We start from the raw sequence: 22372 nt of genomic DNA on the forward strand, positions 1-22372 counted from the left end.
AAACGATCTGCCGGAGGGGGTGTCGGGTCCCGAACGCGGGACGGCGGCTGGAAGGGCCTCTTGCCAGCCTCTATGATCGGCACACTTTCCTGCACGAACAGAGCACGAACAGAGATCGAGGCACTGCGGGAGCGAGCGGTGAACGGAACCTCCGAAGGGCCGGCGCCCGTGGCAGGCCTCGACCGACCGACTGTCACGGAGAGTGACAACGACCTGGCTCCTCGTACGACGTGTACGGGACCCTCGACCTACCGCTCGGCGTTCACGGCCGCCCCCCTCGCCATGGCCGTCGTCGACGCCGAGGGCCTGGTCGTCAGCGCCAACGACACGCTGGGCACCCTGCTCGGCACCGACCCGGCCGCGTTGGCCGGCACCGCGGCGGCCGACCTCGTCGACCTGGCCTCCGACGCCGGCACCTGGCACGCCTACCGCGAGGTCCTGCGGGGTCACCGGCGCCGACTGCGCTGCACCCGGCGTCTGAAGGGGGCCGACGGGCACTCGCTGTGGGCGCAGGTGACGATCGAGCCCCTGGCCGACTCCGGGGACGGGCCGGGCCTGCTCCTGTCGGTGGCCGACATCAGCGCCCGGCGCGAGCTCCAGGCCCGGCTGCGCCACCTCCAGATGCACGACCCGGTGACCCGGCTGCCCAACCGCGCCCTGTTCTTCGAGCGGCTGACCGCCGCGCTGGAGGCGGAGTCGTACGAGCACGGCGGCACCGGCCGGATCGGCCTGTGCTACCTGGACCTGGACGGCTTCAAGGCCGTCAACGACACCCTGGGCCACCGCATCGGCGACCGGCTGCTGGCCGCCGTCGCCGAGCGCCTCACCCGGTGCGCGGAGGAGGCCGCCCAGGCCCGCTCCGGCGCCCCGCTGGTGGCCCGGCTCGGCGGCGACGAGTTCGCCCTGCTGGTGGAGGACTCCACGGGCACCGACCAGCTCGCCGACCTCGCCGAATCGGTCCTCACGGCCCTCCAGGCACCCTTCGAGCTCTGCGACCGCCGCCTCTCGGTCACCGCCTCCGTCGGCGTCGTCGAACGCCACACCGCCGGCACCACGCCCACCGCCCTGATGCAGGCCGCCGACACGACCCTGTACTGGGCGAAGGCCGACGGCAGGGCCCGCTGGACGCTCTTCGACCCCGAGCGCAACGCGAACCGCATGACCCGCCAGGCCCTCGCCGCCACGCTGCGCCCCGCCATCGAGCGCGGCGAGTTCGCCCTGGAGTACCAGCCGCTGGTGAGCATGGAGGACGGCCGGGTGCGGGGCGTCGAGGCGCTCATCCGCTGGAACCATCCTCAGTTCGGCGTACTAGCGCCGAATCGGTTCATCGCACTGGCGGAGGAGGACGGTTCGATCGTTCCGCTCGGCCGCTGGATCCTGCGCACGGCCTGCGAGCAGGCCCGCCGCTGGCAGCTGGCCCACCCGGACGACCCGCCGATCTTCGTCAGCGTCAACGTGGCGGTCCGCCAGGTCTGGGACTCGGACCTGGTGGCCGACGTGGCGGCGACCCTGGAGGAGACGGGCCTCGCCCCGCACCTGCTCCAGCTGGAGCTGACGGAGTCGGCGGTGATGGGCTCGGCGGGCCGCCCGCTCCAGGCCCTCCAGGCGCTCAGCGACATGGGCGTCCACATCGCCATCGACGACTTCGGCACGGGCTACTCGAACCTCGCCTACCTGAGCCGGCTGCCGGTGTCGGTGCTGAAGCTGGACGGCGCGTTCGTGCGGGGGTTCCAGTACGACGCCGTCCCGGACGGCGGGGCCCCCGGCGGCGGGGGCGGGGCCGCCGTCGCGAGCCCGGCCGACGAGGTCATCGTCGAGGCGATGGTCCAGCTCGCCCACCGGCTCGGTCTGACGGTCACCGCCGAGTGCGTGGAGACCTCCGACCAGGCGACCCGCCTGCGCCGCATCGGCTGCGACACCGGTCAGGGCTGGCTGTACTCCCGACCGGTGGCCCCGGACCGCATCTCCGCGCTGCTGGGCTCCGCCGGGCCCGGGGCGGCCGGCGTTCAGGCCGGGGCCGGCAAGCCGTAGGCGTCGGCGATCAGCTCGTAGGAGCGCAGGCGTACGTCGCCGCCGTGGGCGTTGGCGGTGAGCATCAGCTCGTCGGCGCCGGTGCGCTTCTGGAGGTCGTCGAGGCCGGAGCGGACCTCGTCGGCGGTGCCGTGGATGACGTTGGAGTTCCAGGACTGGACGAACTCCTGTTCCATCGGGCTGAAGTCGTACGCCTCCGCCTCCTCGGGCGTCGGCACGAGCCCGGGGCGCCCGGTGCGCAGCCGCACCATGTTCAGCGCGGCGGCCAGCACCTGCCGGCGGGCCTCCTTCTCGTCGTCGGTCGCGAGCGCGGAGACGCCGATGAGGGCGTACGGCGCGTCCAGCACGGCGGACGGGCGGAAGGACTCCCGGTACAGGTCCAGCGCGGGGATCGTGTTCTGCGCGGAGAAGTGGTGCGCGAAGGCGAAGGGCAGGCCGAGGGTGCCGGCCAGCCGGGCGCTGAAGCCGGAGGAGCCGAGCAGCCACACCGGCGGCCGGTGGGCCGACTGCACGCCCCCGGGCGAGGTGGCCTGCACGGGGCCGGGCACGGCGTGGATACGGCGGTACGGGTGCCCGTCGGGGAAGTCGTCGTCCAGGAACCGGATCAGCTCGGCGAGCTGCTGCGGGAAGTCGTCGGCGCCCTCGTTGAGGCGCTCGGTGCGGCGCAGGGCGGCGGCCGTCGCCCCGTCGGTGCCGGGGGCGCGGCCGAGGCCGAGGTCGACGCGGCCGGGGGCCATGGCCTCCAGCGTCCCGAACTGCTCCGCGATCACGAGCGGCGCGTGGTTCGGCAGCATCACGCCGCCCGAGCCGAGCCGGATGCGGTCGGTGTGGGCGGCCAGGTGGGCCAGGATCACCGCGGGCGAGGAGGAGGCGACGCCGGGCATCGAGTGGTGCTCGGCGACCCAGTACCGGTGGAAGCCGCGCCGCTCCGCGAGGCGGGCGATGTCCACGCTGGTCCGCAGCGCGTCGGTGGCGGTCCGACCGGCGCCGACGGTCACCAGGTCCAGCACGGAGAGCGGGACGGGTGCGGTGCCGTGGGCGGTGCCCCGGATCTCCTCTGCGGCGCTTGTGCCTGCGGCGTCTGGGGCCATGGCGGGGTGCCTCCTGTGATTGACGTACGGGTCGCTGCGCGACGTAACAGGAGGGAGCCTCCGGTTATTCCCCGGCGGGGCCTCGAGGGAGGCGGTCGGCCGGACGCCGGGGACGCAGGCCCACGGCCTGCGTCCCCGGCGCGCGCGGCTAGTCGACCGGTGCCACCCGGATCAGGTTGCCGTCCGGGTCCGCGACGACGAAGGTGCGGCCGAAGACCTCGTCGTGCGGCGGTTCGACCACGGTGGCGCCCTTGGCGGTCCACGCGGTGTGGAGGTCGTCGACGGCGGAGGCGGGGCCCGGGAGCATCAGGCCGATCTCCGAGGTGCGCGGCGTCTGCGGGCCGAGCCGGTCCGTCTGGCCGCTCCAGAGGGCGAACACCACTCCGGGTGCGACCTCGAACGGGATGTAGCGCGGGGTGACCATGATCGGCTTCATGTCGAACAGGTTCGAGTAGAAGGCGGTCGAGCGCTCGGCGTCGGTGACGTAGACGAGGAAGAGGTTGGGTGCGGACACGGGTGGCCGGCTCCTTTCGGGCCGGACGGTTCCGGCCGTCGGTGTCAGCCTCGCGTGGGAACATGACAGGGACTGTCCTGTTCAACTGGCCTGTTCGAGTGAGGAAGGCGTCGCATGGGGCGGCCGCAGCGTCTGATCGAGGTTCTCGCGGCGCTGCAGGCGCAGCCGCGGACCACCGCCGAAGCGCTGGCCGGGGAGCTGGGGGTCTCGACGCGGACGGTGCTCCGCGATGTGCGGGCGCTGGTCGACGCGGGCATTCCCGTCTTCACCGAGCGGGGCAAGTACGGCGGCATCAGCCTGCTGCCCGGTGATCAGGCGGACCTGTCGAAGCTGACGACCGGCGAGGCGGACCTGCTGCGGGCCGTCGGGCTCGATCCCGAGCGTGCCCGTCGCGTCGGCGGGGAGGCGGCCGCCCGGTCGGCGCTGCGCAAGCTGACGCCGCGCCGGTCGCCTCCGCCGGCCCGGGAGGACCTGCCGCTGTCGCTGGCGGACGTGATCGCCATCGACAACCGGCCCTGGTTCGGGGAGGCGGCACCCCTGCCCGACGTCGCGGCGCTGGTGCGGGACCTGCGCACGGGGAGGCGGTTGCGGATCGGCTACCGGCGCAGCGGCGCGGCGGCCGCCGAGGACTTCGTGGTCGATCCCTACGGGCTGGTGGAGCGGGCCGGACGGTGGTACCTCGTGGGTGATCGTGACGGGCGTCCGCGCATGTTCGCCCTCACCCGCCTGAGGGACTGGACGGTGCTGGACGCCGGCCGGCGGCTCCGGCCCGGCGCCGACCTCGTGGGTACGGCGCGGGACTTGGGCGACGAGTTGGAGAGCAGACAGCACGTCGTCGTGACGGCGCGTGTCGACGCAGGGAGCATCGACCTGGCCCGCCGCATCCTGGGGACCCGGATGCGGACGGTGAGCGACCGGCGGGACGACGACGGGCGGGTCGAGATCACCGTGGCGTACGGCCACCTGGACGGAGTGCGGCAACTGCTCCAGTTCAGCGACCACATCGAGGTCGTCGACCCGGAGCCGGCCCGCCGGCTGATCCAGCGGCTCGCGGCCCGGATCGCTCACACCCACCACTCGACGCCGTGAACACCGCGGACGAATCTGTTCACCCACCGCTCACATGAGCCCCCGAGGACGGATTCCCCCACTCTGTCCTCGCCGTGTCGGGACTCCCCACCCGCCCGACTCGCGGCGCTCCTACGGCGCCACGTCCTCCAGCGTCCGGCCGCTCGTCTCCTCCGCCCCGACCGCCGCCGACAGCGAGCCCGCGAGGGCGACGGCAGCCAGGGTCACGAACACCGTGCCGATGGCGCCGCCCGCGTAGATGGCGCCCACCACGATCGGGCCGAGGATGACGCCCAGGCGGTTCATCGCGCCGCCCACGCTGGAGCCCAGGGCCCTGATCCGGGTGGGGAACAGCTCCGGCGTGTAGAGGTAGAGGCAGATGTTGGAGCCGAAGAGGAAGACCGCGGCCAGGGAGGTCCAGGCGAGGACGCCCGTCGCCGAGTCGCCGCCCGCCAGGCCGAGGAGCAGCAGGCAGAGCGCGGCCGCCGCCATGCACCAGATCACCGTGTTGCGGCGGCCGACCCGGTCGACGGTGAGGGCGACGATCAGACAGCCGGCCAGACCCGCGCAGCTCGTCACCGTCGAGTAGAGGAGCGCCGTGGACAGCTCGAGGTCGAAGTGGTCCTCGTAGATGGTCGGCAGCCAGGACGTGATGCCGTAGTTCGCGAAGTAGCCGGTGAACCACAGCAGGCCGATGACGAGCGTGCGTTTGCCGTACCTGCCGGTCAGCAGTTCGCGCAGGCCGCTCTTGTGCGGCGCGGGCGGGGCGGGTCGCGCCGGGGCGGGGTCGGGCAGGGGGGCGCCGGTGATCCGCTCGACCTTCTCCTCGATCGACGCCATCGTCGCGAGGGCCTCGTCGTGCCTGCCGTGGTCGGCGAGCCATCGGGGTGACTCCGGTACCCAGCGGGCGAGGGCGAAGCAGAGCAGGCCGGGGACGGCCGCCAGGCCGAACACCCAGCGCCAGCCGAGCACCGGCACCAGCCAGGCGGCGAGGAGGGCGCCCGCGGTCAGACCGGCCGGGAAGACCAGTTCGTACAGGAGGACGAAGCGGCCGCGCTGGTGGGCGCGGGTGATTTCGGCGATGAAGGTGGCCGCGATCGGCACCTCGCCGCCGATGGCCATGCCCTGCACGAAGCGGATCGCCATGAACGGCTCGGGGGAGGTGCACAGGGTCAGGGCCAGGTTGCAGACGCCGGACAGCGCGATGCAGCCGGCGATGACCTTCACCCGGCCGATCCGGTCCGCGAGCCTGCCCGAGGCCAGCGCGCCGATCAGCATGCCGATCGAGCCGACGGTCATCAGGGCGGTGACCTGCGTCGTGCCGAGGTGCCACTCGTCGCGCAGGTCGGGGAGCGCGTAGGCGATCAGGAGTTGGTCGAACGCCTCGAAGAAGGTGACGGCGCCGACGACGAGCCGGACCATCACCTGCCAGCGGCACAGCGGCAGGCGTTCGAAGCGGGCTCCGATGGAGGCCGCTACCGCGGCCGAGTCGTCCTGTCGGCCCGGGGTGGCGCGGGCTGCGTCGATCGTCATGGGTGTGGTCTCCGGTTCGGGGCGCACGGCACGGCGGAGCAGCCGCGTGCCGGGCGGCGATGAGGGCTGGAGAGGTGCGGCGAGGACGAGACGGGAGCGGGCCGGGCGGACGGTGCCGCCGACCCCGCTTATGTAGGCGCTGAATGTCTCAGGGCTTAAGTTCTACCGGTAGCCCGCCGAGGTTAGGCAAGCCTTACTCCTGACGTCGTAAAAAATTCATCGCGCCCGGTCCCTTGCGGCCAAATTAGTTAAGCCCTTAGATTTCTAGCGCCTAGACACAGCGGTTCGGGCAACGCCCCCGCCGTGTCCGCGAGTTCCCGCACCGTCCCCTCCCGGAGGCCCCCATGCCGCGCATCCCAGCCGACGAGATCCTCATCGCGGGGCGCTGGCGGCGCGGCGGCGGGCTGCCGATCCGCACCGTGGATCCCGCCGACGGCAGTCTCATCACCACCCTCCACGCCGCCTCGGCGGAGGACGTGGACGAGGCCGCGCGGGCCGCCGCGGCGGCAGCCGCCGCACCCGAGTGGCGGGACCTCCCGCCGCACCGGCGGGCCCGCGTTCTGTACCGGATCGGCGACCTGATCGAGGAGCACGCCGACGCGCTGTCCGCCCTCCAGACCCGCGACACCGGCAAGACCCTCGGCGAGACCCGCGCCCTCGCCCTCAGCGCCGCCGGCACCTTCCGGTACACGGCCGCCGCACTGGAGACGGCCGAGGACGCGCTCACGCCCTCGCGCGGCCCGTACGTCACGATGAGCACGTACGAACCGATCGGCGTCGTCGGCGCGATCAACCCCTGGAACTCGCCGATCGCCTCCGACGCCCAGAAGGTCGCCCCCGCACTGGGCGGCGGCAACGCGGTCCTGCTCAAGCCCGCCGAGTGGACCCCGCTGGTCTCCCTCGCCTTCGGGCGCCTCGTCCACCGGGTCCTCACCGAGGAGCGGTTGCCGACCGCACTGCTCGCCGTCCTGCCGGGCAAGGGCCGCATCGTGGGCGACGCGATCGTGCGGCACCCGCTGGTCGGACGGATCGGCTTCACGGGCGGCACCACCACCGGGCGTGCCATCGCCCGCGCCGCCGCCGACAAACTCGTCCCCGCCTCGCTCGAACTGGGCGGCAAGTCACCGACGATCGTGCGCGAGGACGCCGACACGGAACAGGCCCTCGCGGGCGTGATGTACGGGATCTTCTCCTCCAGCGGGCAGTCCTGCATCGCCGGTTCGCGGCTGTTCGTCCACGCCTCGCGCTACGACTCCTTCGTCGGCGCACTCGTCGAGCGGGTCCGGGGGCTGCGCGTCGGACCGGGCACGTCCCCCGACACGCAGGTCGCGCCGCTCGTCCACCACGCCCACCGCGACGCCGTCGCCGCGGCCGTCGACCTCGCCCGCGAAGAGGGCGGCCGGGTGCTGTGCGGAGGGTCCGCGCCCGAGGGCGAGCCGTACGCGAGGGGGGCCTACTACCTGCCGACCGTCATCGACTCCCTGCCCAACTCGGCCCGCGTCTGCCAGGAGGAGATCTTCGGCCCCGTCCTCGTCGCGCTGCCCTACGACGACGAGGACGAACTCGTCGCCCAGGCCAACGACTCCGTCTACGGGCTCGCCTGCGGCATCTGGACCCGCGACGCGCGGGCCGCCTGGCGGCTCGGGCGGCGGATCGAGGCCGGGACCGTCTGGATCAACACCTACAAGCAGTTCTCCATCTCCACGCCCTTCGGCGGGATGAAGGACTCCGGGCTCGGCATCGAGAAGGGCCGCGACCTGATCCGCGCCTACCAGCGGCAGAAGTCCCTGTACTGGGGCACCGACACCACGCCCCTGCCCTGGGCCAACTGACCCGACCCCCTGGGAGATTCCGCCATGACCCACCCCCCGACCGGTTCCGCCGTGACCCACCCCCCGATCGGCCGGCTGCGCGCCCTGCGCTCGGTCGAGCTGCTCACCCCGAACTTCGCCGACGCCGTCGACTTCTACGAGGAGGTCTGGGGCCTCCAGGTCGTCGAGGCCGAACACAGCGCGAGCTGGCTGCGCGGCTCCGGCGGGGAGCACCACGCCCTGCACCTGACCCGCTCCGAGAGGATCGGCCTGGGCCGCCTCGTCTTCGCGCTCGGCACCCCCGCCGAGGTCGACGAGGCCGCCCGCCGGCTCCGGGCCCGCGGCATCACGCTCGTCACCGAACCCGGCCCCCTCGACCAGGTCGGCGGCGGCTACGGGCTGCGCTTCCACGACCTCGACGGACGGCTCGTCGAACTGTCCGCCGAAACCTGGGCGGTCACCGAGCGCAGCCGGGACGCGGCCCTGCCGGTGGGCGTCACCCACGCCGTCCTCAACACCCCCGACATCGACGCCTCCGTCGCCTTCTACCGGGACGTCCTCGGCATGCGCGTCTCCGACTGGTCCGAGCACCAGATGGCGTTCCTGCGCTGCGGCACCGACCACCACTGCATCGCCTTCAACCAGGCGCCGTGGGTCTCCCTCAACCACGTGGCCTACGAGATGACCTCGATCGACCACTTCATGCGCGGCCTCGGCCGGCTCCGGCACCACGGGATCACCCCCGAGTGGGGCCCCGGCCGGCACGGCCCCGGCAACAACACCTTCTCCTACTTCACCGACCCGACCGGCCTGGTGTGCGAGTACACCACCGAGGTCGCCCAGGTCGTCGAGGACACCTGGATCTGCAAGGTGTGGCGGCGCACCCCCGAGCTCTCCGACCTGTGGGGAACGGCCGGCCCGCCGTCGCGGCGGATCCGCGCCCACATGACGGGCACGCCCGACGGCAGTCCCGTCGCCCCGCCCGTGGACGCCGTCACCGGCCCGGAAGGAGCAGCGGCATGAGCAGCGCCGTGAACGCCCGCACCCGCAGGGTCGGCCTCATCGGCTGGGGCGCCATCGGCCGGACCGTCGGCGGCGCGCTCGCCGCGGGCGAGGTCCCCGGGGCCGAGCTGGCAGGCATCGTCGACAACCGCCCGCTCGGCGACGCCGTCCCCGCCCCGCAGCTCACCGTGGAGCAGGCCCTCGCCTCCTGCGACCTGATCGTCGAGGCCGCGGGACAGGGCGTCGTACGGGAATGGGGCGAGGCGATCCTCGCCTCCGGCACCGACCTGCTCGTGGCGTCCACCGGAGCACTGACCGACGAGGACCTGTCGAAGCGGCTCCTCGCCGCCGGGCCCGGCCGGGTGTACTTCACCGGCGGCGCGGTCGGCGGCCTCGACCTGCTCCAGGCCGTACGCGCCATGGGACCGCTGGGCGAGGTCACGCTGACCACCACCAAGCTGCCGTCCACCCTGGAACAGCCCTGGATGGACGAGGAGACCCTCGCCCGGCTGCGGTCCACGACCACGCCCGTCGAGGTCATGTCCGGCACCGCACGCGACGTACCGGTCAAGTTCCCCAAGTCGACGAACGTCGCCGCCTCGGTGGCGCTCGCGGTCGGCGACCTCGACGCCGTACGGGTCCGCGTCGTCGCCGACCCGGCGGCCTCGCACACCTCCCACGTCATCGAGGCGAGCGGGCCGCAGGGCTCGTACCGCTTCGAGGTCCGCCACGTCCCCGACGCCGCCAACCCGGCCACCAGCAGGGTCGTCCCGTACGCCGTGCTGCGCTCGCTCGCGGCCCTGGCCGGACGCCGGGGGCAGATCCTGTGACCGCGTACGACCTCGCCGGGCTGCACCTGGAGGAGAGCGGGCACGACGGGCCGCTGGTGCTGTGCCTGCACGGCATCGGCTCCTCGTCCGCCGCCTTCGCCCCGCAGACCGAGGCACTGGCCGCCCACCACCGGACGGTCGCCTGGGACGCCCCCGGATACGCCAGGTCGGCCGACCCCGAGCAGGAGATGACCCTCGACGACTACGCCGACACCGCGGCCGAGGTCGTCCGGGCGCGCGGCACCGAGGCCCACGTCGTCGGCGTCTCCTGGGGCGGCGTGATCGCGCTGCGGCTCGCCACCCGGCACCCGGACCTCGTCGCCTCCCTCACCGTCGCCGACTCCACACCCGGCTCCGGCACCAGCCCCGAGAAGGCCGCCGCGATGCGCGCCCGGGTCCCGGAACTGGAGCACCTCGGCCCGCGCGCCTTCGCGGAGCAGCGCGGCCCCCGGCTGCTGTCCGAGGACGCGCCGCCCGAGCTGGTGCGGCGGGTCGTCGACACCATGGCCGACTCGGTCCGGCCGCCCGGCTACGCGTCGGCGGCCGAGTCGATGGCCCGCACCGACCTGCGCGGCGAACTCGCCCGCGTCACCGCGCCCACCCTCGTCCTGTGCGGGGAGAAGGACCGGGTCACCGGCCCCGAAGCCTCACAGGTCCTGGCCGGCGGTCTGCACAAGACCGCCTACGTGATCGTCAAGGACGCCGGTCACCTGGCCAACCAGGAGCAGCCCGAGCACTTCAACGCCTGGCTGCTCTCCCACCTCCACATCGTCACCAACACCCGCACCATGAAGGGCTGATCACCATGCCGCTGACCACCACCGAGTACGACAACGGCGGGGACCTCGCCAAGTACACCGACTCCCTGATCGCCTCCCAGGCCTCTCGCGAGCCGGACTGGGGCACCCTGTCCTTCCAGGAGAAGGCGGGCCCGCAGTACAAGCGGGCGCAGATCCGCTACGTCGGTTCCGGCGCGACCGGCAACCACGAGAACGACGGCCGGATCCTCCCCTCCGGCGGCTTCACCTTCTCCAACATGCTGCTGCCGCCCGGCGCCGAGGGCCCCGCCCACACCCACCACGACGTCGAGGAGGCCTTCTTCGTCCTGGAGGGCGAGGTCCGCGTCGGCATCCACCGCGGCCCCGACGAGACCGAGTACCGCACCCTCGGCTACCGCGACATGATCGTGGTGCCGGCCGGCGTGACCCGTTCGCTGAAGAACGAGGGCGACACGGACGCGCTGTTCTGCGTGATCATCGGCACCCGGAAGCCGCAGGTGCCGACGTACCCCGAGTACTCCCCGCTGTACGGCGTCACCCGTGACTGACCCGGCCACCGGGCGCCGTACGGTCGTCGTGACCGGCGCGGGCCGTGGCCTGGGGGAGGCCATGGCCCGCCGGGCGGCGGCGGACGGGTACCGCGTCGTGGTCGCCGAGCTGAACGAGGAGTGGGGCTCCCGTACGGCGACGGAGATCCGCGAGGCGGGCGGCGCGGCGGAGTTCGTCCCGCTGGACGTCGCCGACCCGGCCTCCGTCGAGGCGCTGGCCGCCCGCGTCGCACCCGGCGGCCCCGTGTACGGGCTGGTCAACAACGCGGCGCTCGCCAACGGGGTGGGCGGCAAGGAGTTCCAGGACATCGACGTCGAGACCTGGGACCGGCTGATGACCGTCAACGCGCGCGGCCCCTGGCTCGTCGCCAAGCACCTGCTGCCCCTGATGTCCGACCCCGGACGCATCGTCAACATCGCCTCCGACGCGGCCCTCTACGGCTCCCCGCGCCTCGCCCACTACATCGCCTCCAAGGGCGCCGTCATCGCCCTCACCCGGGCGATGGCCCGCGAGCTGGGGGAGCGGGGCATCACCGTCAACGCGGTGGCGCCGGGCCTGACGGAGGTCGAGGCGACCCAGACCGTACCGGCCGAGCGGCACGCCCTGTACGCCGCGAACCGCGCGGTCTCCCGGCCGCAGCGCCCCGACGACCTGGTGGGACTCGTCTCCTACCTGCTGGGTGAGGAGTCCCGCTACCTGACCGGGCAGGTGGTCGCCGTCAACGGCGGCTTCACCATGCACTGAACCCCCTCAGCCCCCTCAGTACGACTGTCTGCAAGGAGTACCCATGGATCTCGGCCTCGCCGACCGCACCGTCCTGGTCACCGGCGGCAGCTCCGGTATCGGCCTGGCCACGGTCCGCGCCCTGCTCGCGGAAGGCGCCCGGGTCGCGACCTGCGGGCGCGACGCCGACCGGCTCGCCAAGGCCGCGGCCGGTCTCGGCGCCGGTACGGACCGGCTGTACACGGGAGTTTGCGACGTCCGGGACGCCGACGCCGTACGGGACTTCACCGAGCGCGCCGCCGCCCACCTCGGCGGACGTCTCGACGGGCTCGTCAACAACGCGGGCCAGTCGCGGATGAAGTCCCTCGACGAGACGACCGAGGACGACTGGCGCGACGAGCTGGAACTGAAGTTCACGGGGGTACTGAACCCGCTCGCCGCAGCCCGCGATCACCTCCGCGCCTCCGACGCCGCCGCGATCGTCAACGTCAACGCCGTCCTCGCCAAGCAGCCCGAGACCCGGCTGATCACCACGAGTGCCGCCCGCGCCGGCATCCTCAACCTCTCCACCTCCCTGGCCCGCGAGCTCGCCCCCGAGGGCATCCGCGTCAACTCCGTCTGCCTCGGCCTGGTCGACACCGGCCAGTGGACCCGCCGCCACGCCGCGGCGGACAGCGGGCTGACGTACGAGGACTGGCAGGCGGAGATCGCCGCCGACCGGGGCATCGCGCTCGGGCGGCTCGGCCGAGCCGAGGAGGTCGCCTACGCGATCGTCTCCCTGCTCTCGCCCCGCGCCTCCTACATCACCGGAACCAGCATCGACGTCTGCGGCGGAGTCGGCCGCGGCATCCTCTGAGGAGTACGCATGCGTTACGACCACGGCGGCGGACTCCTGGCCGCCCACCTCAAGTCCCTCGGCGTCGACACCGTGTTCGGCATCGTGTCCGTGCACAACCTGCCGCTGGTGGAAGCCGTCGAGGCCGACCCCGACCTGCGGTTCGTGCCGGTGCGGCACGAGGCGAGCGCCGTCAACGCCGCCGACGCCTACGGCCGGGCCCGCGGCACGATCGGCTGCGCGCTCACGTCGACCGGCACCGGCGCGGGCAACGCGGCCGGGTCCCTGATCGAGGCGCTGTCGTCGGGGACGGCGGTGCTGCACATCACCGGCCAGGTCGAGTCGGCGTACCTGGGCAGCGGGCGCGGTTTCATCCACGAGACCAAGGACCAGCTCGGCATGCTCGCCGCGGTCTCCACGTACGCCGCGACCGTCACGTCCGAGCGGGACGCCGGCCGCGTCCTGCGCGAGGCGTCCGCCGCCGCGCTCGCCGCGCCGGGCGGGCCCGCGAGCGTGGAGTGGCCGATCGACCTCCAGTACGCGGCCCAGGAGGACGACGGGGAGAGCGCACCCGCCGTCGAGGTTCCGGTGCCGGACGCCTCCGCGCTGGCCGGCGCCCGCGACCTGCTCGCCTCCGCCCGACGCCCGCTGATCTGGGCCGGCGGCGGCGCGAACACCGCCCGCGGCCGGCTCCTCGCCCTGCTGGAGGCGACCGGCGCCGGGCTGCTCACCTCCAACTCCGGCCGGGGCTCCGTCCCCGAGGACCACGACCAGGTCGTCGGAAACTTCGCCACCACGCCCGCCGCCCGCGCCCTCCTCGCGGACGCCGACGTGCTGGTCACCGTCGGCACCCACTTCCGCTCCAACGAGACCGCCGACTACGGGCTCCGCCTCCCCGAGGCGCACATCCAGATCGACGTCGACGCCGCCGCCCTCGGCCGCGTGTACCCGGCCCGGCACGCCCTCCACGGCGACGCGGGGGCGGTCCTGCCGAGGCTCACCGAGGCCGCCGTACGGGCCGACGCGGAGTGGACGGACCGGGTCCGGCGGGTGCGCGAGCAGGTGCGGGCCGCGCTGCACGACGGCATCGGCCCGCAGGCCGCGATCTGCGACGCCCTCACCGCGGCCCTGCCGCGCGGCGCCGTCGTCGCCCGGGACGTCACCATCCCCTCGTCCGCCTGGGGCAACCGCCTCCTGCCCCTCCACGACCCGCGGGCCAATGTCTTCCCCCGCGGCGGCGGCATCGGCCAGGGCCTCGCCATGGGCATCGGAGCCGCCCTCGCCCGCCCCGACGAGCCGACCGTCGTCATCGCCGGGGACGGCGGACTCGCCGTCCACCTCGGTGAACTGCTCACCCTCGCCCAGGAACGGCCCCGCCTGACGCTGATCGTCTTCAACGACGGCGGGTACGGCGTGCTGCGCAACATGCAGGCGACCTACACCGAACGCCGCTCCGGCGTCGACCTGTTCACCCCGGACTTCGCACAACTCGCCGCCGCCTGCGCGCTCACGTACGCACGGATCGGCGACGCGAGCGAGGCCGCGAAGGTGATCGACGCGGCCGTCGCCTCCGACGGGCCGACCCTCGTCGAGGTCGACCTGGCCGCGCTCGGCCCGATGAAGAACCCGTTCACCCCGCCCGTCAAGATCCCCACCCGGTAGGGAGGCCCGCCGACATGAGCGCCACCGAAGAGCAGGAACTGGACCTCCTCGTCCACCGCACGACCTGGGAGGCGGACGGAGTCCTCTCCGTCGAACTGGTCCACCCGGACGGCAAGCCCCTGCCCGCCTGGACACCGGGCGCCCACCTGGACCTGCACGTGGGCGGCCACGTCCGCCAGTACAGCCTGTGCGGCGACCCGGAGGAGACGGGTGTGTACCGGCTCGGCATCCTCAACGAGCCGGCGTCACGAGGCGGTTCGCGCCACGTGCACACCAAGGTGCGGCCCGGCCAGACTGTGCGGGTGGCCGGGCCGCGCAACCACTTCGCCCTCGAACCGGCCGCCTCCTACCTCTTCATCGCCGGCGGCATCGGCATCACGCCGATCCTGGCGATGGCCCGCCGCGCCGAACGGGACGGCATCCCGTACCGGCTGGTGCACGGAGGCCGTACGCGTGCCTCGATGGCGTTCGGCGGCGAGCTCGCCGCGCTCGGCGGCGGCGAGGTGAGCCTCGTACCGCAGGACGAGCAGGGGCACATCGACGTGGCGGGCGCCCTCGCGGACCTTCCGCCCGACGCGCTGGTGTACTGCTGCGGACCCGAGCCGCTGCTCAAGGCCGTCGAGGAGGCGGCGCCGGAAGGGCGGCTGCGCACCGAGCGCTTCGCCGCCCCGGCCGTGGCACGCGACGACGGCGACGACAGTGCCTTCGAGGTCGAGTGCCGCACGTCGGGCGTGACCCTGAACGTCGGCCCCGGCACCTCCATCCTGGAGGCCGCCGAGAACGCGGGGCTGAACGTCGCCTCCTCCTGCCGCGACGGCATCTGCGGCTCCTGCGAGACCCGCGTGCTGGCCGGCACCCCCGACCACCGCGACTTCCTGCTCAGCGACGCCGAACGGGCCACCGGCGAGACGATGATGATCTGCGTCTCGCGCTGCGCCTCGGACCGCCTCGTCCTGAACCTCTGACCACCCACGGAGAACGTCATGCCCGAGACCACCTGGCCCTGCCTGGAACCCCACCAGACCCGCGACCACGAGCCCACCCCGTACGAGACCAAGCTCGCGCGCACCCTCGAGGACATCTTCACCAAGGACGGTCACGAACTGTCCGACGTGGTCGACGGCCTCAACTCCCGCCAGCTGCGCACGCCCACGGGCGAGCCCTGGACCGAGGAGTCCTTCCGCGCCGAGATGCACCGCCTGGGAGCCTGACATGACCCTCTCGACCCGCGACACCGCCGACCACATCTACGCCCACGGCCTGCGCAACCAGTGGCACCCCGTCGTGCCGTCCCACTTCGTCGAGCGCGGCGGCATGCGCAGGGTGACCGCCCTCGGCGAGAACTGGCTGCTCTTCCGCAAGTCCGACGGCGGCCTCTCCATGCTCGCCGACCGCTGCCCGCACCGCGGGGCGCCCCTGTCCCTCGGCAAACACCTGGGCGACCGGGTCGCCTGCTGGTACCACGGCGTCGAGGTCGACGGCGCCGGCACGGTCACGTCCGTACCCGGCCTGCCCGGCTGCAACCTGGAGGGCAAGCCCCTCGTCACCTCGCTGCCCGTCCGCGAGGTCGGCGGCGCGATCCTCGCCTACTTCGGCGACGAGGAGCACCCGGAGCCGGTGGAGCTGACCCTCCCCGAACCGCTGGACGACGACGAGATCTCCGCGTTCCTCTGCTACGCCGAGTGGGACGTGCCGTGGCGGTTCGCCATGGAGAACCTGCTCGACCCGATGCACGGCGCGTTCCTGCACTCCGAGTCGCACACCATGTTCGCCGGTGACACGACCGCCAAGTTCCGCATCCGGGAGACCGAGCGCGGCTACTTCTTCGAGAAGACCGACCAGCGGGGCGTCAACTTCGACTGGGTCGAGCTGTGCCACACCGGCGTCGACTGGGTGGACCTCTCCATCCCCTACCCGCCGTCGGCCGGCCCCGGGGGCCCCTTCGGCATCGTCGGCATGGCCTGCCCCGTCGACGCGGGCCGCACCGGCGTCTTCTTCTGGCGCTACCGCAAGGTGAGCGACTGGCAGCGCGACACCTGGCGGTTCCTGTACAAGACCCTGATCGAGGCCCGCCACTGGGAGGTCCTGGAGCAGGACCGCGTCATCCTGGAGAGCATGCCCGCGGACGCCGACCAGCGGGAGAACCTCTACCAGCACGACCTGGGCGTGGTCCGCCTGCGCCGCCTCTACCAGGCCCAGGCAGGGCGGCAGTCGAAGGCTCAGCCGGTCTCGGCGCGCTGAGTCGGGATGTCGTCGGAGTCCACGATGGAACGCTCCAGCTTCGACAGCAGACGGCCCAGTTGACGACGCTCGGCGGGCGAAATCCCGCCGAGCATCCGGCGTTCGTTCTCCAGGTGCTCGGCGAACACCTCGTCCACCTTCGCCAGCCCCGCCTCGGTGAGCCGCGAGTACACCACGCGCCGGTCAGCGGCGTCGCGCTCGCGCACCAGCAGGCCGTCCTTCTCCAGCCGGTCGAGACGCAGGGTCACCCCGGCCGAGGAGATCAGCCCGGAGTCCGCGAGCTGCCCGGCGGTCAGCCGGTACGGGGCGCCGGCCCGGCGCAGCGCCGTGAGCACGTCGAACCCGGCGACGGACAGGCCGTGCTCGTCGAGCCGCGAGGTCATCCGCGACTGGTACTGCAGATACGACCGGTGCAGCCGGGCGAGCACCTCCAGCGGAGAGGTGTCCAGCTCGGGCCGTTCCCGCGCCCAGTCCTCGACGATCCCCGCCACGGCGTCCGGCCGCTTCGCCGCCCTGCCCTGAGCCATGTCATCCCCTCGCGGCATGTGTTCGGTGTGGAAATCTTAGCCCTAAGAAAATCGACACCCAGGCGCCGGACCGGCGGTATCAGGGCCGCCAGGCCACCCGGTGTTCCCCGAGGTGTGCCAGCACGGCGTGGTTCGCTTCCCAGCCGTCCGGGAACTTCACCAGCGTTCCCAGCTGGACCGGTTCCGTGGACGGGTAGTCGTCGAGGAGGTCGCCCACTCCCTCCCGGCAGACCACGATGCACGCGTGCCGGTGCCGGGAGGTCAGGACGCACAGGCGGCCCGTCTCCAGGTGGAAGGCGGTGGCGTCGGGGCGGCCGGAGAGGGGGTGCAGGACGACCGTGACGTCGTATTCGCGGCCCTGGAGGCGGTTGGCCGTGTCGACCGTCACCTCGGTCACCCCCAGGTCGGCCAGGGCCGCCCGTACCGCCGCCGCCTGGTCCCGGTGCGCGGTGCCGACGGCGATGCGGTCGGCGGTCAGCGGGACGGGGCCGGGTGAGCGCTCGGACACCGCCGCACCCTCCCGGTCGAGGAGCCGTCGGACCACCGCCGCCACCGCCCGCACCGCCTCCGGGTCGGTGCGCGGGGTGTGCCGCGCGGGCAGCTCCAGCAGGCCCCAGCCCGAGCGGGCGGCCTCGTCGATCACCCGGTCGGGACCCGAGCCGTCCGACGCCGCCGCGAAGGACAGGCTCCGGTCGCCGTGATCCGTACCGCTGCGGAACGGCGTGTACGGGTAGAAGGCGTCGGAGACCAGGCGGGCCGCCGACGCCGGCAGGCGCCAGGACACCGGCAACCGGTGCTGGGGCAGGGCGGGGTTGTGGGCGAGGAGGGTGGTGACGGCGGACGCCGACGGGTCGTACGACAGACCCGCCCACTGCTCGCTGCCCACCGTCGCGAACGGGTCCAGCTGACCCGGGTCGCCCACGAACAGCGCACGCTCGAAGAGTCCGGCGACCGCCAGCAGCGAGTCCGAGCGCATCTGGTACGCCTCGTCGACGATCGCGTGCCGCCACGGCTCGTCCACCTTGACGTGCGCCCACTTCGCGGCGGTCGACAGGACGACGGCCTGCCCGGCGAGGTCGGCGGCCTTCGCCGACTTGCGTACGTTCGCCAGGTCGTCCAGCGCCTTGTCGTACGGGTCGGCGTCACTGCTGTGCAGGCGGCCCACCGGCAGGTCGGGGTTCTTCTCGGCGAGGCGGAGCACCAGGTCGTCGACCTGGGCGTTGGTCTGCGCGACCACCATCAGCGGGCGGCCCGCCTCGGCCAGCTCCAACGCCGCCCGGACGACGAGGGTGGACTTGCCGGCGCCGGGCGGGGAGTCGACGACGACTCCGCGCTCGGCGCCGTGCAGGGTGTCGTGGAGGATCGCCGCGGTGGCGCGGGCGGCCTCGGCGCCCGGGTCGAAGACCGGGGCCACGGGGGCCGTGGGGGTGGCGGCGGTCACAGCACGTCCTCCTCGCTCTGGGCGTCGGCGGCCTCCGGCACGGCGGCCGTCTCGCCGGGCGGGCCGCCGTGCGTCCACGGGGTCTGCTCCGGGTCGGGCAGCTTCGCGCCGCCCCGCTGCTCGTGCTCGAAGAGGGTGAAGCAGACCCGGTCGCCCTTCTCGGGCACCGACCCGGCCTCGGGCTCCTTGCCGCGGCCCATCTTGTCGACGATGCGCAGGACGAGGACGCCCTCGTCCTCCTGCCCGACGTACTCGGCCGACTGCGGCTTGCCGCCCAGCGACCGGTACACCTTCACCCGCTCGCCCAGGTGCGGACGGTCGTCCGTGCGGACCGTGACCAGCGGGCGCGGACTGGGCCGCTTGCTCTCGCTGTACGCCATGACCACGTCGGTGACCTCGCCCGCGAACGCTTCCCCGGACAGCCGCCGCCCGGCCATCACCAGCGGATCGTCCAGCGCCTCCTGGGCCTCCAGCCGGGCCTGCTCGCGCTCGCGCGTGGCGAGCTTGTTGGCCGCGGTCACCGCGTCGTCCCGGCGCGGCTGCGGGGGCTCGCCGGCCAGGATGCGGTCGCGGTGGGAGGTGAAGGACCAGCGGTCGCGGGTCCACCGGTCCTCGACGTGTGCCCCGGCGGGCAGCTCCCGCAGCAGGTCCAGGCCCCGCCACACCGCGTCCCAGGTGGGCCGGGTACGGCTCTCGACCAGGGCGCGGATCTCCCGCTCGGCGGCGGTGAGCGCGCCGAGCCGGTCGTCGGCCTCCAGGCCGTCCTCGGCGGCGGCGAGCGCGGTGCGGGCCCGGTCGTAGCGCTCGATGGCGGGGGCGAGCAGCTTGTTGTCGAAGGCCGGGTCGGTCGCCGGGCCCGCGGGCGGGCACAGCAGCTGGCCTTCAAAGTCGCGCGCGAGTTCGGCCCGGCGGGCGGCCTCCGCGCCGGTCGGTCCCTCGTCGTCCGGGGCGATCCACGCCAGCAGCGCCCCCAGGTGCTGGTCCTCCAGCGTGGACTGCCCGGTCGCCCAGTGCCGGCCCAGCAGGTCGGTCATGGCGAGGAGGAGGGAGGAGCCGGGGACGCGGGCCCGCTCGCCGTAGTGGGTCAGCCACCGGCCGAGCAGCGGCACCCTCGGCGGCGCCGGGTGCGGCGCCTGAGGGTCCTGCTCCGCCGTACGCCGGAACCGCATGGAGCGGCCCAGCAGCCGTACGAAGTCGATGCCCGCGCGGCTCGGCACGATCAGCTGTGCGGCGTCCGCGCACAGGTCGACCTCCACCTTGACCCGCTTGCCCGTCTCCGGGTCGGTCTCGGTGCGCTCGGCGGCCTCGACGCTGTCGGCGTACGCCTCGACGTGCGGCAGCACGATGCCGGCCAGCTCGGCCAGGAAGGCGAAACGCAGGTCGCGGTCGCGGGGCTGCGGCACGACCAGCAGGTGCGGCGCGTCCCGGTCGGTGCCGACCAGGGCGCCGAGCGGGGCGCCCGCCTCGCCTGCGGTGATCAGCGGTACGAAGACCAGTGGGCGGTCGGACAGGTGCCGGTGCCGGACGGTGGCGGCGGGCTGGGCGCGGCCGGCGCGTACGGCTTCCAGCCGGGCGAGCGTGGTGATCAACGACACCCGGCCACCCCGCTGACCCCGGCACCGGACGGCCCGCTGACCCCGGCGCCGGACAGCCCGCCGACGCCGGCGCCGGCCGTCCCACCAAGCCTGTCACCCGCCGTCGCGAGTGCTTCCGCGCGCAGCTCGGCCGCTCTGCGCAGGGCCGCCACCGCCGGGTCGTCGGGGTCGCCGGCCTCGCCGCGGGCCGCCGCCAGCACGTCCTCCACCGTCGACAGCCCGCCGAGCTCCGCCCGCACCGGGCGGCCCAGCGAGGTCACCGCGCCGGCCTCCAGGGACCGGGCGCGGCAGTGGAAGGCCAGCTCGCAGGCGGACAGGCACTCGGGCGCGTAGGTCGCCGGGACCGCCTCGACCGCGGCCGTCAGCTCCTCGGCCGGCAGCCCGGGGGAGAAGCAGACGCCCTCGGGAAGCGCGTCGGCGATCTCCTCGATGCGGGTGAGACGGGCGAGCTGGCGGGCGGTCACGGCGCGCTGCTTGCGCACGTCGACGGCGGACGCGGTGGGCAGGTTGGAGAAGTCCTTGGGGCAGACCAGGAGGATGCGGTGGCGCACGCGCGGGGCGGGGTCCAGCCGGGCCGCGACCCGCTCCAGGGCCAGCACGTACACCGCGGCCTGACGGGCGGCGGCGCCGACCTTCGCCGGGTCTGCGGCACCGTCCAGCATGGGGAAGGACTTGATCTCGACGACCGTCCAGCTGCCGTCCGGATGCACCACCACCGCGTCCGGCTCGAGGAAGGCGGGGGAGCCGGCGACGTCGAGGGCGAGCATCGGGTGGTCGAGGAGCGTCCAGGTGCCAGAGGCCCCGGCTGCGGCGCCGGCCTCCCGCAGGGCCAGCGCCGTGCGCGCGGCACGTCCCTCGGGGCCGGTCGCGGACAGGTCGGGCACGTGCGCGTCGGCGGGCGGCTCGGCGCCCCGGTCCAGCTTCTCGTGCACGAGCCGCAGCAGCTCGGCGCCGCCGTCCGCCTTGACCCGCGCCTCGAAGGCATTGCCCCGCACGAACGCGAACTGCGACTGCCCGAAGACCGACGGCGAGCCCAGCGCGCTCGCGAGCGACGCCTTGTCCACACCGGCACCGTCGAGGATCGCGCGCCGCCGGCACCCCGGGTTGGCGGCGAGGGCGGCCAGGGCGCGCGCGTCCAGCGCCTTGGCCGGTACGTCGGGACCGCGCAGCTCAGCGAGTCGGTGCCGGAGTCTCGTCCCCCGCGTCCGAGGGTGCGGGGTCCGGCTCGGCTCCTGCTCCGAAGCGCTGCTCCTCGCGCTGCCGTGGAATTCGCTCACCCGCGGAAGTCTGGCATCCACCACTGACAATCGGGGAACCCGCGCCGTCCGGGACCGGTGCGGCCGGTGCGGTACGGGTCGCGAGCCGGGTCCGCACCCGGTCCGCGCTCCGCAGCACGAACGGCGTCAGCAGCAGCCCCGCGCCCATCACGGCCGCGCCCGCGACCGCGTCGAGGAAGTAGTGGTTGGCGGTGCCCATCACCACGATCGTGGTCACCAGCGGGTAGACGACGCCGGCCACTTTGGCGGTGCGCGTGCCGCCGTAGCGCCACAGCATCACTCCGCACCACAGCGCCCAGCCCACGTGCAGGCTCGGCATGGCCGCGTACTGGTTGGTCATCCCGCCCAGGCCGCGCGGGGCGCTGGCCTCGCCGCCCCACCAGCCGTACGAGCTGTACTGGGCCATCGTGTCGACGAAACCGTGGCTCGCGTCCAGCAGCCGGGGCGGGCAGGTCGGCATCAGCGTGAAACCGATGAGGCCGATGAACGTGGACGTCATCAGCCAGGTGCGGGCGGCCCGGTAGCGCACGGTGCGCGAGCGGAAGATCCAGATCAGGATCGCGGGGGTGACCAGGTAGTGCAGCGACGCGTACCAGAAGTCGGCCGGTATCCCGATCCAGGGCTCGCGGGTGAAGAGGCGGTTGAGCGGGTGCTCCGCGTTGAGGAAGAGCGCCTTCTCGATGCGCAGGAGCGCCAGTCCGTGGTCGACGGCGTCGGAGACGTCGCCCCGGACGAGGAGCCGGCCCGCCGAGTAGCAGGCGTACACGAGGACGATGAGCGGCAGCTCGGTCCACCAGCGCAGCCGAGCCTGCGGGGCCGCCTCGGTGCCCGGTGTCTCGGTGTGCGGCAATCCGATCGCCCTC

Annotated in this window: 21 protein-coding genes; 13 read left to right on the forward strand and 8 right to left on the reverse strand. The window is 73.6% G+C overall.

Going from position 1 to position 22372, the window contains the following annotated elements; all coding sequences use genetic code 11:
• Positions 1–138 precede the first annotated feature (138 nt).
• On the forward strand, positions 139–2031 hold the full coding sequence (locus tag ACIGO6_RS01055) for a putative bifunctional diguanylate cyclase/phosphodiesterase (RefSeq protein ID WP_399869714.1): 1893 nt from the start codon (positions 139–141) through the stop codon (positions 2029–2031).
• On the opposite strand, the gene ACIGO6_RS01060 is transcribed toward ACIGO6_RS01055, so the two are convergent.
• Both ACIGO6_RS01060 and ACIGO6_RS01065 read right to left on the reverse strand, forming a co-directional pair.
• On the reverse strand, positions 2007–3122 hold the full coding sequence (locus tag ACIGO6_RS01060; protein ID WP_399869716.1) for an LLM class flavin-dependent oxidoreductase: 1116 nt from the start codon (positions 3120–3122) through the stop codon (positions 2007–2009). The genes ACIGO6_RS01055 and ACIGO6_RS01060 overlap by 25 nt on opposite strands.
• Before the next feature lie 148 nt (positions 3123–3270).
• Entirely contained in the window at positions 3271–3636 is a 366-nt protein-coding gene (locus ACIGO6_RS01065; RefSeq protein ID WP_399869718.1) for a VOC family protein, read from the reverse strand.
• Positions 3637–3750: 114 nt separating this feature from the next.
• On the opposite strand from ACIGO6_RS01065, the gene ACIGO6_RS01070 reads away from it, so the two are divergent.
• Entirely contained in the window at positions 3751–4725 is a 975-nt protein-coding gene (locus ACIGO6_RS01070; RefSeq protein WP_399869720.1) for a helix-turn-helix transcriptional regulator, read from the forward strand.
• 111 nt (positions 4726–4836) lie between these two features.
• Here the strand turns inward: ACIGO6_RS01070 and ACIGO6_RS01075 are convergent, their stop codons facing one another.
• Entirely contained in the window at positions 4837–6237 is a 1401-nt protein-coding gene (locus ACIGO6_RS01075; protein WP_399869722.1) for an MFS transporter, read from the reverse strand.
• Between the two features lie 344 nt (positions 6238–6581).
• On the opposite strand from ACIGO6_RS01075, the gene ACIGO6_RS01080 reads away from it, so the two are divergent.
• The 11 genes from ACIGO6_RS01080 to ACIGO6_RS01130 are packed head-to-tail and all read left to right on the forward strand — an operon-like array spanning position 6582 to position 16669.
• A complete protein-coding gene (locus ACIGO6_RS01080) occupies positions 6582–8069 on the forward strand; it encodes an aldehyde dehydrogenase family protein (protein ID WP_399869724.1) in 1488 nt (495 codons plus the stop codon).
• 24 nt (positions 8070–8093) lie between these two features.
• Positions 8094–9071, forward strand: a complete 978-nt coding sequence (locus tag ACIGO6_RS01085) for a VOC family protein (RefSeq protein WP_399869726.1) — start codon at positions 8094–8096, stop codon at positions 9069–9071.
• Positions 9068–9880, forward strand: coding sequence for an aspartate dehydrogenase domain-containing protein (locus ACIGO6_RS01090; RefSeq protein ID WP_399869728.1), 813 nt, complete (start codon positions 9068–9070; stop codon positions 9878–9880). The genes ACIGO6_RS01085 and ACIGO6_RS01090 overlap by 4 nt, the downstream gene beginning before the upstream one ends.
• Positions 9877–10680, forward strand: a complete 804-nt coding sequence (locus ACIGO6_RS01095; RefSeq protein WP_399869729.1) for an alpha/beta fold hydrolase — start codon at positions 9877–9879, stop codon at positions 10678–10680. Before ACIGO6_RS01090 ends, ACIGO6_RS01095 begins: the two co-directional genes overlap by 4 nt.
• A gap of 5 nt (positions 10681–10685) precedes the next feature.
• Positions 10686–11207 carry a cupin domain-containing protein gene (locus tag ACIGO6_RS01100; RefSeq protein ID WP_399869731.1) on the forward strand — a complete coding sequence of 174 codons (522 nt, stop codon included), beginning with the start codon at positions 10686–10688 and terminating at the stop codon, positions 11205–11207.
• Positions 11200–11952, forward strand: a complete 753-nt coding sequence (locus ACIGO6_RS01105) for an SDR family oxidoreductase (RefSeq protein WP_399869733.1) — start codon at positions 11200–11202, stop codon at positions 11950–11952. Before ACIGO6_RS01100 ends, ACIGO6_RS01105 begins: the two co-directional genes overlap by 8 nt.
• Before the next feature lie 43 nt (positions 11953–11995).
• On the forward strand, positions 11996–12787 hold the full coding sequence (locus ACIGO6_RS01110; protein WP_399869734.1) for an SDR family oxidoreductase: 792 nt from the start codon (positions 11996–11998) through the stop codon (positions 12785–12787).
• A gap of 9 nt (positions 12788–12796) precedes the next feature.
• The gene (locus ACIGO6_RS01115) at positions 12797–14428 is read left to right on the forward strand and encodes a thiamine pyrophosphate-binding protein (RefSeq protein WP_399869736.1); all 1632 of its coding nucleotides are present in this window, start codon (positions 12797–12799) and stop codon (positions 14426–14428) included.
• Between the two features lie 14 nt (positions 14429–14442).
• A complete protein-coding gene (locus ACIGO6_RS01120) occupies positions 14443–15393 on the forward strand; it encodes a PDR/VanB family oxidoreductase (RefSeq protein ID WP_399869738.1) in 951 nt (316 codons plus the stop codon).
• An 18-nt stretch (positions 15394–15411) separates the two neighbouring features.
• Entirely contained in the window at positions 15412–15639 is a 228-nt protein-coding gene (locus tag ACIGO6_RS01125) for a recombinase-like helix-turn-helix domain-containing protein (protein WP_399869740.1), read from the forward strand.
• A gap of 1 nt (position 15640) precedes the next feature.
• Positions 15641–16669 (forward strand): Rieske 2Fe-2S domain-containing protein, encoded by a 1029-nt coding sequence (locus ACIGO6_RS01130; protein ID WP_399869742.1) that lies wholly within the window; start codon positions 15641–15643, stop codon positions 16667–16669.
• Here ACIGO6_RS01130 and ACIGO6_RS01135 read toward each other — a convergent pair.
• The 5 genes from ACIGO6_RS01135 to ACIGO6_RS01155 all read right to left on the reverse strand — a co-directional run bounded on the left by ACIGO6_RS01135 (position 16648) and on the right by ACIGO6_RS01155 (position 22359).
• The gene (locus ACIGO6_RS01135) at positions 16648–17196 is read right to left on the reverse strand and encodes a MarR family winged helix-turn-helix transcriptional regulator (RefSeq protein WP_399869743.1); all 549 of its coding nucleotides are present in this window, start codon (positions 17194–17196) and stop codon (positions 16648–16650) included. The two genes, ACIGO6_RS01130 and ACIGO6_RS01135, sit on opposite strands and share 22 nt — an antisense overlap.
• A 79-nt stretch (positions 17197–17275) precedes the next feature.
• Positions 17276–18637 (reverse strand): AAA domain-containing protein, encoded by a 1362-nt coding sequence (locus ACIGO6_RS01140; protein WP_399869745.1) that lies wholly within the window; start codon positions 18635–18637, stop codon positions 17276–17278.
• Positions 18634–20232, reverse strand: coding sequence for a hypothetical protein (locus ACIGO6_RS01145; protein ID WP_399869747.1), 1599 nt, complete (start codon positions 20230–20232; stop codon positions 18634–18636). Before ACIGO6_RS01145 ends, ACIGO6_RS01140 begins: the two co-directional genes overlap by 4 nt.
• On the reverse strand, positions 20223–21509 hold the full coding sequence (locus tag ACIGO6_RS01150) for a hypothetical protein (protein ID WP_399869749.1): 1287 nt from the start codon (positions 21507–21509) through the stop codon (positions 20223–20225). Before ACIGO6_RS01150 ends, ACIGO6_RS01145 begins: the two co-directional genes overlap by 10 nt.
• Entirely contained in the window at positions 21403–22359 is a 957-nt protein-coding gene (locus ACIGO6_RS01155) for a phosphatase PAP2 family protein (protein ID WP_399869751.1), read from the reverse strand. Before ACIGO6_RS01155 ends, ACIGO6_RS01150 begins: the two co-directional genes overlap by 107 nt.
• Positions 22360–22372: the final 13 nt, after the last annotated feature.

The sequence above is a fragment of the Streptomyces sp. NPDC053750 genome (assembly GCF_044544295.1).
Classification (GTDB): Bacteria; Actinomycetota; Actinomycetes; order Streptomycetales; family Streptomycetaceae; genus Streptomyces.

What these genes read in the sequence shown, in the direction of transcription:
- ACIGO6_RS01120 (WP_399869738.1), top strand. Translation starts at nt 14,443, where the DNA reads ATGAGCGCCACCGAAGAGCAGGAACTGGACCTCCTCGTCCACCGCACG.
- ACIGO6_RS01075 (WP_399869722.1), bottom strand. Translation starts at nt 6,237, where the DNA reads ATGACGATCGACGCAGCCCGCGCCACCCCGGGCCGACAGGACGACTCG.
- ACIGO6_RS01110 (WP_399869734.1), top strand. Translation starts at nt 11,996, where the DNA reads ATGGATCTCGGCCTCGCCGACCGCACCGTCCTGGTCACCGGCGGCAGC.
- ACIGO6_RS01085 (WP_399869726.1), top strand. Translation starts at nt 8,094, where the DNA reads ATGACCCACCCCCCGACCGGTTCCGCCGTGACCCACCCCCCGATCGGC.
- ACIGO6_RS01080 (WP_399869724.1), top strand. Translation starts at nt 6,582, where the DNA reads ATGCCGCGCATCCCAGCCGACGAGATCCTCATCGCGGGGCGCTGGCGG.
- ACIGO6_RS01125 (WP_399869740.1), top strand. Translation starts at nt 15,412, where the DNA reads ATGCCCGAGACCACCTGGCCCTGCCTGGAACCCCACCAGACCCGCGAC.
- ACIGO6_RS01115 (WP_399869736.1), top strand. Translation starts at nt 12,797, where the DNA reads ATGCGTTACGACCACGGCGGCGGACTCCTGGCCGCCCACCTCAAGTCC.
- ACIGO6_RS01090 (WP_399869728.1), top strand. Translation starts at nt 9,068, where the DNA reads ATGAGCAGCGCCGTGAACGCCCGCACCCGCAGGGTCGGCCTCATCGGC.
- ACIGO6_RS01130 (WP_399869742.1), top strand. Translation starts at nt 15,641, where the DNA reads ATGACCCTCTCGACCCGCGACACCGCCGACCACATCTACGCCCACGGC.
- ACIGO6_RS01100 (WP_399869731.1), top strand. Translation starts at nt 10,686, where the DNA reads ATGCCGCTGACCACCACCGAGTACGACAACGGCGGGGACCTCGCCAAG.
- ACIGO6_RS01070 (WP_399869720.1), top strand. Translation starts at nt 3,751, where the DNA reads ATGGGGCGGCCGCAGCGTCTGATCGAGGTTCTCGCGGCGCTGCAGGCG.
- ACIGO6_RS01060 (WP_399869716.1), bottom strand. Translation starts at nt 3,122, where the DNA reads ATGGCCCCAGACGCCGCAGGCACAAGCGCCGCAGAGGAGATCCGGGGC.
- ACIGO6_RS01135 (WP_399869743.1), bottom strand. Translation starts at nt 17,196, where the DNA reads ATGGCTCAGGGCAGGGCGGCGAAGCGGCCGGACGCCGTGGCGGGGATC.